Annotated in this window: 11 protein-coding genes; 5 read left to right on the plus strand and 6 right to left on the minus strand. The window is 70.1% G+C overall.

Features of this window, described 5'->3' with window-relative positions:
* The first annotated feature begins 51 nt into the window (after positions 1-51).
* From ASG43_RS02805 to ASG43_RS02820, 4 genes are all read left to right on the plus strand, one after another.
* Complete coding sequence (locus ASG43_RS02805; RefSeq protein WP_056499896.1) at positions 52-1,155, plus strand: ATP-binding cassette domain-containing protein; 1,104 nt, start codon at positions 52-54, stop codon at positions 1,153-1,155.
* Entirely contained in the window at positions 1,152-1,796 is a 645-nt protein-coding gene (locus ASG43_RS02810) for an ABC transporter permease subunit (protein ID WP_056499897.1), read from the plus strand. The genes ASG43_RS02805 and ASG43_RS02810 overlap by 4 nt, the downstream gene beginning before the upstream one ends.
* 2 nt (positions 1,797-1,798) lie before the next feature.
* Complete coding sequence (locus ASG43_RS02815) at positions 1,799-2,497, plus strand: ABC transporter permease (RefSeq protein ID WP_056499899.1); 699 nt, start codon at positions 1,799-1,801, stop codon at positions 2,495-2,497.
* Between the two features lie 174 nt (positions 2,498-2,671).
* Positions 2,672-3,625: a 3'-5' exonuclease gene (locus tag ASG43_RS02820; RefSeq protein ID WP_056501021.1), complete on the plus strand. Its 954-nt coding sequence runs from the start codon at positions 2,672-2,674 to the stop codon at positions 3,623-3,625.
* Between the two features lie 336 nt (positions 3,626-3,961).
* Here ASG43_RS02820 and ASG43_RS02825 read toward each other — a convergent pair whose 3' ends face one another.
* Both ASG43_RS02825 and ASG43_RS02830 read right to left on the minus strand, forming a co-directional pair.
* Complete coding sequence (locus tag ASG43_RS02825) at positions 3,962-4,963, minus strand: 4-hydroxyproline epimerase (protein WP_056499906.1); 1,002 nt, start codon at positions 4,961-4,963, stop codon at positions 3,962-3,964.
* Between the two features lie 28 nt (positions 4,964-4,991).
* On the minus strand, positions 4,992-6,239 hold the full coding sequence (locus ASG43_RS02830; protein ID WP_056499912.1) for an FAD-binding oxidoreductase: 1,248 nt from the start codon (positions 6,237-6,239) through the stop codon (positions 4,992-4,994).
* Positions 6,240-6,476: 237 nt separating this feature from the next.
* On the opposite strand from ASG43_RS02830, the gene ASG43_RS02835 reads away from it, so the two are divergent.
* Positions 6,477-7,520, plus strand: a complete 1,044-nt coding sequence (locus ASG43_RS02835; RefSeq protein ID WP_056499913.1) for an Ldh family oxidoreductase — start codon at positions 6,477-6,479, stop codon at positions 7,518-7,520.
* Positions 7,521-7,563: 43 nt separating this feature from the next.
* Here ASG43_RS02835 and ASG43_RS02840 read toward each other — a convergent pair whose 3' ends face one another.
* The 4 genes from ASG43_RS02840 to ASG43_RS02855 all read right to left on the minus strand — a co-directional run bounded on the left by ASG43_RS02840 (position 7,564) and on the right by ASG43_RS02855 (position 11,972).
* Complete coding sequence (locus ASG43_RS02840) at positions 7,564-8,526, minus strand: dihydrodipicolinate synthase family protein (RefSeq protein WP_056499915.1); 963 nt, start codon at positions 8,524-8,526, stop codon at positions 7,564-7,566.
* Between the two features lie 114 nt (positions 8,527-8,640).
* On the minus strand, positions 8,641-9,345 hold the full coding sequence (locus tag ASG43_RS02845; RefSeq protein ID WP_056499917.1) for a GntR family transcriptional regulator: 705 nt from the start codon (positions 9,343-9,345) through the stop codon (positions 8,641-8,643).
* A gap of 70 nt (positions 9,346-9,415) precedes the next feature.
* The gene (locus tag ASG43_RS02850) at positions 9,416-10,405 is read right to left on the minus strand and encodes a phosphotransferase (protein WP_056499919.1); all 990 of its coding nucleotides are present in this window, start codon (positions 10,403-10,405) and stop codon (positions 9,416-9,418) included.
* Between the two features lie 349 nt (positions 10,406-10,754).
* The gene (locus ASG43_RS02855) at positions 10,755-11,972 is read right to left on the minus strand and encodes an ROK family transcriptional regulator (protein WP_162244661.1); all 1,218 of its coding nucleotides are present in this window, start codon (positions 11,970-11,972) and stop codon (positions 10,755-10,757) included.
* Positions 11,973-11,993 lie beyond the last annotated feature (21 nt).

Here is an 11,993-nt window from a genome sequence, read left to right on the forward strand (position 1 = left end):
CCGGACGCGCCCGCGACCGCCTCTCCGGGCCGGACGAAAGGCGCGCGCGGCATGATCCTGTTCGACGACGTGACCAAGACCTATCCGGGCGGCGCACCCGCCGTGGAGGGCCTGACCCTCGCAGCGCCGACAGGCAGGCTGACGGTTCTGGTGGGTCCGTCCGGCTGCGGCAAGACGACGTCGCTGCGCATGGTCAACCGGCTGATCGCGCCGACCTCGGGTCGCATCCTTCTCGACGGCGAGCCGACCGAGGCGATGGACGTCGCGAAGCTGCGCCGCCGCATCGGCTACGTCATCCAGCATGCCGGCCTCTTTCCGCATCGGACCGTCGTTCAGAACATCGCGACCACCGCCCGGCTGAACGGAGTCGCCAAGGGGCCGGCCCTGAAGACCGCGCGCGAGCTCCTCGAACGCGTCGGGCTGACGCAGGTCTTCGCGGACCGCTATCCCTACCAGCTCTCCGGTGGACAGCAGCAGCGCGTCGGCGTCGCCCGCGCGCTCGCGGCGGATCCGAAGTTCATGCTGATGGACGAGCCCTTCAGCGCGGTCGACCCCGTCGTGCGCGGCCAGCTGCAGGACGAGTTCCTGCGGCTCCAGCGCGAGATCGGCAAGACGATCATCATGGTGACGCACGACATCGACGAGGCGCTGAAGCTCGGCGATCAGGTCGCGGTCCTGCGCACGGGCGGCAAGCTCGCCCAGCTCGCCACGCCCCGCGACCTCCTCGCCCGGCCCGCCGACGCCTTCGTCGCCGACTTCATCGGACGCGACCGCGGCTACCGCTTCCTCGGCTTCGCCGAATTCGACGACACGCTGCCGGTCGGACCCGAGCCGAGCGTGAGTCTCGGCGCGACGCCGGACGAGGCAAGGCGCAGCGCGACGGATCGCTGGATGCTGGCGACCGACGCGGCCCGGCGTCCGCTCGGCTGGTTCGACACGGCGGCGCTCCGGGCGCCCCTGCGCGAGGGCGACCTCAATCTCAGCGGCACGCTCGTCGCCACCGGCGGAACGCTGCGCCAGGTGCTGGATGCCGCGCTCAGCGCGCCGTCCGGACGCGGTGTGGTCGTCGATGCCGCCGGCGTCCTTCTCGGCACGGTCCGCCTGTCCGACGTGGTGACGGCGATCGAGTCGGCGCGCGGCGGGGCGCGCCCATGAAGCTCGACTGGCTGATCCGCGAATCCGGGCGCATCGCGGAGCTGTTCCTCTGGCATCTCGGCCTCACCCTCGCGCCCGTTCTCATCGGGCTCGCCCTTGCCCTCCCGCTCGGCTGGCTGGCGCAGCGCGCCGGGCTTTTCCGCTCGGCCTTCCTCGGCACGGCCGGACTTCTCTACACGATCCCCTCGCTGGCGCTCTTCGTCCTCCTGCCCGCCATCCTCGGCACGAAGATCCTGGATCCCGTCAACGTCGTCGTCGCTTTGACGGTCTACGCCCTGGCGCTGCTCGTGCGCACCGTCTGCGACGGGCTGGATTCCGTGCCGCCGGACGTGCGCCAGGCGGCGAGCGCGATGGGCTACCGCGCCCTGCCGCGCTTTCTCTTCGTCGAGCTGCCGCTGGCCGTCCCGGTGATCGCCGCCGGCCTTCGCGTCGCCGTTGTCTCCAATGTCAGCATCGTCTCCGTCGCCGCGCTCGTCGGCACGCCGCAGCTCGGCATGCTCTTCACGCAGGGGCTGCAGCTTCGCTTCCTCACGCCGATCGTCGCGGGCATCGTGCTGTGCGTCCTCCTCGCGATCCTGCTCGACGGGCTGGTTCTGGTCCTTGCCGGGCGCCTGACGCCCTGGCAGCCGAGGGGGCGCTGACGATGTTCGCCGCCACCGCCGCCTGGCTGACCGATCCCGCCCATTGGAGCGGGCAGGACGGGATCTTGACCCTCCTCCTGCAGCATCTCGCCTATAGCGGCGCGGCGCTCCTTGTCGCCGTCCTCATCGCCATGCCGATCGGCCTCTATGTCGGGCACACGCGGCGCGGCGTCGTTCTCGTCGCGGGCCTCGCCAACGCGCTCCGGGCGCTGCCGAGCCTCGGGCTGATCGTCCTCCTCGTGATCCTCTTCGGACCCGTCTTCGCCTCCGAACTCGCCTTCATCGTGCCGAGCCTCATCGTGCTCGTGCTCCTCGCCGTACCCTCCATCATGACGGCGACCTATGCCGGCATCGCCGCGGTGGACCCGGCGGCGGTCGATGCCGCGCGGGGCATGGGTCAACGTCCGCTCCAGATCCTCTTCGGCGTCGAGCTGCCCTGCGCCCTGCCGCTGATCTTCTCGGGCCTGCGCAGCGCGACGCTGCAGATCGTCTCGACCGCGACGATCGCGGCCTACGTCTCGCTCGGCGGCCTCGGCCGTCTCATCATCGACGGCCGGGCGCAGAACGACTATTTCCAGATGGCGGCCGGCGCCGTGCTCGTCGGCGCGCTCGCGCTCGTCGTCGACCTCCTGATCGGGCTCCTCTCGCGCTGGGTCGTCTCGCCCGGGATCACCCGCCGCGAAAGCCGTCGGCGCGCGTGAGACGCGCGGGAACGAACCCATAAGCTGGGGATGATGCCGGGCGGGCGGGCCGCCATCCGGTGGAATGGCTGTTCGACCGGTCGATCGTCCTCTAAAATGCGCTTTACGATGAAGAGCCCGAGCCCCGTCCAGAGCGACCTCTTCGAACGTCCCGAAACGGCGTCCGCTTCGCCGATGGAGGACGCGGGGCCTCGCCTCGCCTTTCCCTTGAAACGCCGGGACCGGACCGATCGGCCGGAGCCGTCCGCCGATCCGGAAGCCATGGCGGTCGCGCTCGAAGCCACCGGCCGCTACCGCGTCCTTCGCCAGCTCCAGCCGCGCCCGATCGCCGCCTGGCCGGAGGCAGGCGCACCGGGCGCCGGCATCGCCGTCATCCTCGACACCGAGACCACCGGTCTCGACGCCCGGCGCGACGAGGTGATCGAGCTCGGCATGGTCGCCGTCACCTACGATGCCCACGGCATCGGCGTCGTCGTCGACGTCTACAGCGAACTGCGCGAGCCGGGCGTGCCGATCTCGGCCGAGATCACGCGCATCACCGGCATCTCGCAGGACATGGTCGCGGGCCGGTCGATCGACCCGCAGGCCGTCGCCGCCTTCGTCGCGCGGGCCGACCTCGTCGTCGCCCACAACGCGACGTTCGACCGCCCGTTCTGCGAGCGGCTCGCGCCGGGGTTCGACACGTTGCGATGGGCCTGCTCGGTGGCAGAGGTGGACTGGACCGCGCGCGGATACGAGGGCGCCAAGCTCGGCTACCTCGTCGGCCAGTCCGGCTGGTTCCACCAGGGTCACCGCGCCGTGGACGACTGCCACGCGCTGCTGGAGGTCCTCGCGAGGCCGCGCCGGCCGTCCGAGACGCCGCCCTTCCTCGATCTTCTCGCCGCCGCCTCGCGACGGCGCTGCCGCATCTGGGCGGAGGGAAGCCCGTTCCACACGAAGGACCTTCTGAAGGCGCGGGGCTACCGCTGGAACGACGGGACCGACGGCCGTGCGAAATCCTGGTGGGTGGAGGTGGAGGAGGCCGCCTTCGAGACCGAGCTCGCCTTCCTGCGCACCGAGATCTTTCGTGCCGCGATCGACCCGCCGATCCGGTGGATGGACGCGACCGAGCGGTTCAGGATCGGCTGATCCCCGAGCTCCGAGCGCCCGGGGGAGATCCGGAGGCTGCCGTCGCCGTCCGCTCATCCCTTGATCGCCGACGAGCCGGCCGCGCCCTTGCGTCGAGCCGACCGGCACGATCCGGCCGGCGAAGGAGACGCGCGTCGTCGTCAGGGTCGCCGATCACGCCCCGTCGGATGCAAGGATCCGAAACATCGAGGTCGCCGGCGACCGTCGCGCCCTCGGCAGATCGCCGCCGAATTCGTCCGGAGCGCCGGGCGGGCCTCGACGCGGGCCCGGCCGGTCCGACGGATGGACGAAACGCGCGCAGGCGGCGATTTCCGGCGCGTCCCCCCGAATGCCGTTTCATCGCACCACGAAGCCGTGCGCGAACGGATCGCGATCGTCGATGAAGATCGTGTTGATGCCGGTCTGTCGCGCCCAGCCTGCGATCGACGGCACGATCGCGGGATGGTTGCCGACGGTCGCTGCCGCTTCCACGCGGCCCCGGAACAGCGATCCGATGATCGACTCGTGCACGAACTCGTCGCCGACGGACAGCCTGCCCTTGGCGGCGAGCTGCGCCATGCGGGCGGAGGTGCCGGTGCCGCAGGGGCTGCGGTCGATCGCCTTCTCGCCGTAGAAGACGGCATTGCGCGCATGAGCCTCGGGATGAACCGCCGCGCCCGTCCACTGGATGTGGCTGAGCCCGCGGATCTCCGGATGCTCGGGATGGACGAACTCGTATTTGGCGTTCAGGGCCGCCCGGAGCTTCGGCGACCAGCCGACCAGTTCGCCCGCCGTGTGGTCTGCCATGTCCCGGAACTTCGCCTGCGGCTCGACGATGGCGTAGAAATTGCCGCCATAGGCGACGTCGACGACGATCTCGCCGAGCCCCTCGATCTCCGCCGTCAGCCCTTCGGCATGGAGATAGCCCGGCACGTTGGTCAGGCGCACCTCCTCCACGAAGCGGCCCTCCTGGCGATAGGTGATGTCGACCTTGCCGGCCGGCGCGTCGATCGAAAGCCGGCCCGGCTCGCGCGGCGTCACGAGACCGTTCTCGATCGCCATGGTGATCGTTCCGATCGTGCCATGTCCGCACATGGGAAGGCAGCCGGACGTCTCGATGAAGAGGACGCCGACATCGCAGTCGGGCCGCGTGGAGGGATAGAGGATCGAGCCCGACATCATGTCGTGGCCGCGCGGCTCGAACATCAGCCCGGTGCGGATCCAGTCGAACTCGGCGAGGAAATGCGCCCGCTTCTCCAGCATGGTCGCCCCCTCCAGCCGCGGGCCGCCGCCGGAGACGAGACGCACGGGATTGCCGCAGGTGTGGCCGTCGAGACAGGAAAAGGTGTGGTTGGCCATCGGAGCGGACCTTGTCGGAGCGTGGGGATCAGAAGCGTCGGGACGAGAAGGGCGAGAGGTCGATCGAGGGTGGGCGACCGGTCAGGAGATCGGCGACGATGCGAGCGGTGCCGGCCGACTGCGTGAGGCCGAGATGCCCGTGGCCGAAGGCGTGGACGACGCGCGGGCTCGCCTTGGACGGGGCGATCACCGGCAGGCTGTCCGGCAGCGAGGGGCGAAATCCCATCCACGGGCGTCCGCCCTCGCTCTTCAGGCCGGGCAGAAAGGACTGCGCCTTCCTCATCATCGCCTCGGAACGGCGGAAGTTGGGCGGCAGGTCGAGTCCGCCCAGTTCCACCGCGCCCCCGACGCGAACGCCGTCGGCGAGCCGCGAGACGACGAAGCCATGTCCGCCGAAGGTGATCTGCAGGCGCAGGTCGAATGCGTCGGCCGGAAGGGTCGTGTTGTAGCCGCGCTCGGTCTCCAGCGGAATGCGCTCGCCGATCGTCCGGGCGAGGCGATGGGAGAAGGCGCCGGCCGCGATCACGGCATGGCCGGCGCGGCGCGGCCCGGCATCGGTCGCGACCTCGACGCCCTCCCCGACGAGGGAAAGACTTGAGACCGCCGCCCGCTCGATCGTCCCGCCGGTCGCCGTGAAGCGCTCGGCCAGCGCGAGGACGTAGTCCCGGGGATCGGCGATGGAATACCAGCCGGGCGTGAACGTGCCATGGGTGAAACGAGGCGACAGGCCCGGCTGGAGGGTCGCCATCTCCTCGGCGTCCATGTGCCGGAACGCGATGCCGTGCTCGCGGCGCGCCGTCCAGCCGGGCTCGGAGGCATCGAGCTCCGCCCGGCTCTCGTAGACCTGGAGATTGCCGTCCTTGCGCAGCATGGACAGCGTTCCCGTCGCATGGAGGAACGGTTCCAGCTCGGCCTTGGAGAGGTCCATGAGAGCCGTCTGCGCCCTCGTGGAATGCGCGACGCGGTCCGGTGCGCAGGCCCGCCAGAACCGCAGCATCCAGGGCGCGATCCGATGCGCGTAGCGGGGCGGCACGCTGAGCGGACCCAGCGGATCCAAGAGCCATTTCGGCGCCTTGCGCAGAATGCCCGGCGAGGCGAGAGGCAGGATGTCCGTGAAGGCGAAGGCCCCGGCATTGCCGGCCGATGCGCCCGCTGCGGGTCCTTCGCGGTCGAGCACGGCGACGACGAGACCCCGCGCCTGCGCGGCCAGGGCGACGGAAAGGCCGATGACGCCGGCGCCGATCACGAGGACATCCGGCGCTGCGCTCTTCTGCATGGTCTGCCTCATGGAATGCGATACGGGGAGGACGCCGAAGCCCGGCGAGACCGCGCCCGAAACGAGCCGGCTCGCCCTCTATATCCTACCGGGAAACCCTCGGTGCAATCGAAAATACAATGAGTATGCAGAAAGCGCCTTGCGGTCCCCGAGGGTTCCGGCAAGAGATGCCGTGACGGCCGGTCCCGGCGGGACGGCGCCGCTCCCTGCCGTGCGACAGACCTGACGGGACGTTCCATGACCGATGCGACCATTCTGACGATCGACGCCCTGAAGGAGCGCGTGGAGGCGATCTTCCGGCGCGCCGGCCTCAACGCGGTTCAAGCCGGCGCGCTGGCGGGGGTCATCACCGCCGGTGAGCGGGACGCCTGCAAGTCGCACGGGATCTTCCGGATCGAGGGAGCCCTGCGCACGGTGAAGGCGGGCAAGGTCCGGCCGGACGCGACCCCGGAGCTCGCGCCGCCGGACGGCTCGGCGATCGTCCGGGTCGACGCGCACGGCGGCTTCGCTAATCCCGCCTTCGCCCTCGGCCTGCCCGTTCTTGCCGAACGGGCGCATGCGCTCGGGCTTGCCGCGCTCGTCGTCAACGACTGCACGCATTTTTCCGCCCTCTGGCCGGAAGTGGAGGCGGTGACCGCCGAAGGGCTCGCGGCCATCGTGATGTGTCCGAGCTATGCGACGGTCGCGCCGGCGGGCGGCACGCGGCCCCTCCTCGGCACCAACCCCTTCGCCTTCGGCTGGCCGCGGCGGGACAGCGACCCCTACGTCTTCGACTTCGCGACCTCCGTCGCGGCCCGCGGCGAGATCGAACTGCACCGCCGCGCCGGCAAGCCCCTCCCCGAGGGCTGGGCGATCGATTCCGAGGGACGCCCGACGACCGAGCCGGAGGCCGCGCTGGCCGGCGCCATGCTGCCCTTCGGCGGCCACAAGGGCTCGGCGATCGGCACCATGATCGAGCTTCTCGCCGGCATCATGATCGGCGATCTCACGAGCCCGGAGGTGCTGGACCGGCTTGGCTCGACCCTGCTGGCGCCCATGCATGGCGAACTGATTCTCGCCTTCTCGCCGGAAGCCTTCGCGAAAGGCCGCCCGGGCGATCCCATCGCACGCGCTGAAACGCTGTTCGAGGCGATCCTCGGCCAGGGCGCCCGCCTGCCCTCGCAAAGACGCTTCGCCGCGCGGGCGAACGCCAGGGCGCAGGGTATCGCGATGAGCTCGCAGGAGATCGCGCAACTCGACCGGCTGCTCGCGGAGGGGCTGGACGCCGTGGCCTGGGACTGACGGGGGGACACGCCTCGAAGACGCGTCCCTCCGTCACGATGTCTCACGCGACGAAGGTCTGCACCGCTCCCGACAGCCGGCTCCACTCGGCGTACCAGGCGTTGAACAGCTTGAACTGCGCCTCGACATAGCCGCGCTGGCTTTCGCTGAGAGCGTCCGTCTCGTTGAAGTGCAGCCTGTATTCCGCGTCGCCCTTCAGGACCATCATGTGCTTGAAGTAGAGGACGAGATCGGGGCCTTCGTCGAAGGAGGACAGGACGGCCAGCGCCTCTTCCAGCTCCCGCGCGCGCAGGCGGGCGTCGGCGTTTCCGGTGGCGGCGGCCTGCGCCAGCTTGCAGAGATGAATCACCTCCTTCGGCAGGACGTTGCCGATGCCGGTGATCGCGCCGGTTGCCCCGCAATTCACGAAGCCGTGGACGACCGCCGTGTCGACGCCGATCATCAGGGACACGCCGTCGTCGCGGCTGGTGATGTTCTCGGCCGCGTAACGCAGATCCGAGGGCCCGCCGAACTCCTTGAATCCGACGAGGTTCGGATGCTCGGCGCGCAGCGCGAAGAAGAGATCGGCGCGCGTCGCAAAGCCGTAATAGGGGCTGTTGTAAATGACCGCCGGCAGCTCGGGGGCCGCCGACAGGACCGCCTTGAAATGGGCCCGCTGCGCGGAGATCGAGGGGCCGCGCGACAGGACGCGGGGGATGACCATCAGGCCCTTGGCGCCGACGGTCTGGGCATGGGCGGCATGGGCGGCGGCCGAAGCCGTGTTCACCGCGCCGGTGCCGACGATCACGGGAATGCCGGCCTTGGCGAGACGCTCGACCCCCTCCATGCGCTGCGCGTCGGTGAGAAGCGGCCAGTCGCCCATCGAGCCGCAATAGACCACGGCCGACATGCCGTCCGCGATCAGGCTCTTCCCCTTGCGCACGAGAGCCTCGAAGTCGGGCTGCCGGTCCGGCGTGCAGGGGGTCATCAGCGCGGGAATGACGCCGGAGAAAATCGAAGCCTTCATCGGGATGTCCTCATCTGCGGAACGTCGCGGGTGGACGGGAGAAACCCCGCCGGTTGGATCGTGAGATCCCCACCATAGGCTTTGTATTTTATTTGTCGACAAGAATTTGAAGCATCAGAGGTCGATGTCCAGCTGTCCGGTCCGGGCGAAGAGCTTCTGGATCTGCGCCACGATCTGGTCGGCGTGAGCCTTGGCGAGAGCGTCCGCGCCTGCGACGTCGCGGGCCGCGACGACCGCGATCATCTCCTCGTGCTCGTCTACGAAGCGCTGCGGCAGGCGGTCCTCGTAGGAGATGTAGTAGAGCCGGAGGATGCGCCGGCCTTCGTCGAGAAGGCGGTTGAAGAGCCCGATGAAATAGCCGTTGCGTCCGGCCTCGGCGATGGCGGAATGGAAGGCGGCGTTGGTCGCGATCATGGCCAGCGCGTCCTGTGCGCAAACGGCCGCCGCGAACGCGTCCTGCCGCGCCCGGATCACGTCGAGATCCTCGATCCGGTGATGCTGTGCGGCGAGCCGCGTCGTCACCCGGTACATGAGCACCAGCGCGTCGAAGAACGTGTGAAGGTTCACGAAGTCGATGTTCGACACCATCGTCGAACGGTTGGGCAAGGTGTCGACCAGCCCTTCGCCCGACAGGCGCACCAACGCCTCGCGGATCGGCGTGCGCGACATGCCGAACCGCTCCGAGAGCTGCACCTCGTCGATGGGACTGCCGGGGGCCAGCGCCAGATCGAGGATCTCGTTGCGCAGGAGATCGTAGACGATCTTGGCGCCGGAGCCGCGCTTGCGTTCGAGGGCGGCGGGCTCTGCGGGCTCGGTCATGGCGATCCTTCTGTCCTGTCCGGACGTACTGCGAACCGGCCGTCTCTTCAACGGAGAGCTTGGGCGTGCGTCAGCCGAGAAGCCGGTCGTCGAGATATCGGGCCGCAAGGTCGATCGTGCCGCGCGTAAAGGTCGGCCGAAGCGCGAGGGCGGTCGGCGTCTCCGCGTGGGAGGCGAGCCAGGCCGTCAGCTGCATCCGCCGCAGCATCACGAACGTCGCGAGGCGCCGCACCTGCGCCTGCGGAAACGGCGAAACGCGCGCGTATCCCTCGAGCCAGGCCGCCCGGAGCGCCGGTACGGTCGGCTCGTCCTCGATGAAGCTGACCGAGGCGGCGAAGTCGTAGCCGAACCAGGACAGGCCGCAATCGTCGAAATCGATGACGCCGAGGCGGTTCCCCGCCACGAGGAGATTGGCCGCGCGCATGTCGCCGTGGATCAGGCCGAACCGGTCCTCGCCGCAGCCGGCCTGCGCGCAATCGGCTTCGAGACGCCGATGCAGCCGCTCGAGCAGGAGACGGCCGGCGTCGTCCAGTCCCGGCGCCTGCCGCCAATCGCCCCAATAGGCCTTCACGCCGAGGATCGTGGCGAAGTCCCAGCGCTTTCGAACGAAACCGGGCGGGCGCTCCCAGCGACGGGCGTGGCCGTGGAGGCGCGCGGCGATCTCGCCGAGATGGCCGAACCAGCGCGGGCGATCGGCCTCCGACGTCGGCTCGATGCCGTCCATATGCTCGAAGGCGGCGGCGAGACGCCGCTCGCCCCTGTCCTCGAAGGCGAGGAGACGTGCGCCGTCGGTCGTGGGAACCGGGCGCGGCGTCTCGACGATCCCGTCGGCGCGGAGCGCCTCGATCCAGGCGAGCTCCGACCGGATTTCCGCCTCGGTGTGATAGCCCGGCCGGTAGACCCGGAGAACGAGGCGGCGTCCGGGCTGTTCCGCGAGAAAGGTGGCGTTCTCCGAGACGGTCAGGAGGCGCAGGGAATCGCGGCGGTCGAAGTCCCAATGCGGCAGGAGGCCTCGCAGCGCGGTCCCCATCCGATGCAGAACAGCATCCTCGTAGAGCATCGATCCCGACCGTCCCCCCCGCATCCGCGAAAGGCCATAGCGAAGAACGGTGCGTCGCGACACCTCCGCTCAGATCCCGTCGACGGGAAAGCGCTCGACGGAGGGCCGCCGTCGTCGTGGCGCCTGGCAGGGGATGAGCCTCGCCCCTCCTGCCTCTTTCCGCTCGCGCCAGCCGAAGCATCCCCCGAGACGGGACATCCGGCATCGGTCTTGACGGCGCGATCCCGTCGAACGGGCCGAGGATCTCCGCGATCTCGCCGGAGCCGCGCGCCGGCGTGGCGGACCGGAGAGGCCCCGCTGAGGGCCGCGATGGTTCCGTCCGGTGCCGCGGCGCTGTGTTCGATCCCGATCAGGACGGCCGGTCGAGGCTCCGCATCGGATCGCCTGCGGCGGCAGGTCCATCGCCGAAGCGCAGAGCCGCGCGGTGCAGGAGAGTCGCGCCGCCGATGGCGGGTCCGTCCGCCCCGAGCGCGGAGCGCGTGAGGCGGGGCATCGGATGATCCGGCATCAGGTGCCGGCGCATCGACCGCAGCGTCGCGGGCTCCGCGGCGTCGAGAAGCACGGCGAGCGGACCGCCGACGATGATCTCGGCCGGATCGAAGATCGCCGCGAGGAGCGCCAGAGCGCGGCCGAGATGATGCGACCAGTCATCGAGCGCGGCCAGGGCGGCTGGCCGACCTGCCATCAGGGCCTCGACGACGTCGTCGAGACGATCGCCCGTTCCGCCATGGAAGCGATGTCGCGCGAGCAGCGCCTCCCGGCCCACGAAGGATTCCAGCGAGCCCGGCAGCGCGGGACCGTCCACGAAGCCCCGTTCACCGATCGAGATGTGCCCGAACTCGCCGGCATAGCCGCCCGATCCGCGCTGCAGCCGCCCGTCCGCGACGACGGCGCCGCCGATCCCGGCATCCATGAAGAGATGGATCGTCTGCGCACCCGGCGCCGGCGCAGAGCCTTCGTGCTCGGCGAGCGCCGCGGCCTTGGCGTCGTTCTCGACGAGGATCGACTCGAGCTCTGGAAAGGCGGCGCGGAGCCTTGGCAGCAGCGGCTCGTTTCGCCAGCCCATAATGGGAAGGCGCGCCACCGTCCCGGCCTTGTCCACGATGCCCGGCACCGTCACGCAGAGCCCTCGCACGACGTGAGACGCCGACAGGCGCGCGATCGAGGCCGAGATCAGGCCGACCAGCCGATCGATGATCTCCGGAGGCGACAGATCCGAGGGGGTGAAGGCCTCGTGCCGCCGGTCCACGAGACCGGCTGCCAGATCGAGGGCGACGACGGTCATCCGACCGACGGCGAGATCGGCGCCGATGAAGGCCGAATGCGCCCCGCGCAGCCGCACGATCGTTCCCGGCCGCCCCGTTCGCCCCATCCGCCCGGCTTCGTCCTGTTCCCCGACCTCGACGACGAGACCGGCCTCGGCGAGTTCGGCGACGATGCTGCCCGCCGTGGCGCGCGTCAGCCCGAGTTCGCGAGCGAGATCGGCCCGGCTCATCGGGCCCTTCCGGAAGATCGCGCCGAGCGCGCGCGTCGCATTGATGTGCCGAACGGCCCTCGGCATGGACATCGGTCGTGCTCCTTGCAGGGA

Source organism: Aureimonas sp. Leaf454, from assembly GCF_001424685.1.
Classification (GTDB): Bacteria; Pseudomonadota; Alphaproteobacteria; order Rhizobiales; family Rhizobiaceae; genus Plantimonas.

What these genes read in the sequence shown, in the direction of transcription:
- ASG43_RS02805 (WP_056499896.1), top strand. Translation starts at nt 52, where the DNA reads ATGATCCTGTTCGACGACGTGACCAAGACCTATCCGGGCGGCGCACCC.
- ASG43_RS02810 (WP_056499897.1), top strand. Translation starts at nt 1,152, where the DNA reads ATGAAGCTCGACTGGCTGATCCGCGAATCCGGGCGCATCGCGGAGCTG.
- ASG43_RS02815 (WP_056499899.1), top strand. Translation starts at nt 1,799, where the DNA reads ATGTTCGCCGCCACCGCCGCCTGGCTGACCGATCCCGCCCATTGGAGC.
- ASG43_RS02820 (WP_056501021.1), top strand. Translation starts at nt 2,672, where the DNA reads ATGGAGGACGCGGGGCCTCGCCTCGCCTTTCCCTTGAAACGCCGGGAC.
- ASG43_RS02825 (WP_056499906.1), bottom strand. Translation starts at nt 4,963, where the DNA reads ATGGCCAACCACACCTTTTCCTGTCTCGACGGCCACACCTGCGGCAAT.
- ASG43_RS02830 (WP_056499912.1), bottom strand. Translation starts at nt 6,239, where the DNA reads ATGCAGAAGAGCGCAGCGCCGGATGTCCTCGTGATCGGCGCCGGCGTC.
- ASG43_RS02835 (WP_056499913.1), top strand. Translation starts at nt 6,477, where the DNA reads ATGACCGATGCGACCATTCTGACGATCGACGCCCTGAAGGAGCGCGTG.
- ASG43_RS02840 (WP_056499915.1), bottom strand. Translation starts at nt 8,526, where the DNA reads ATGAAGGCTTCGATTTTCTCCGGCGTCATTCCCGCGCTGATGACCCCC.
- ASG43_RS02845 (WP_056499917.1), bottom strand. Translation starts at nt 9,345, where the DNA reads ATGACCGAGCCCGCAGAGCCCGCCGCCCTCGAACGCAAGCGCGGCTCC.
- ASG43_RS02850 (WP_056499919.1), bottom strand. Translation starts at nt 10,405, where the DNA reads ATGCTCTACGAGGATGCTGTTCTGCATCGGATGGGGACCGCGCTGCGA.
- ASG43_RS02855 (WP_162244661.1), bottom strand. Translation starts at nt 11,972, where the DNA reads ATGTCCATGCCGAGGGCCGTTCGGCACATCAATGCGACGCGCGCGCTC.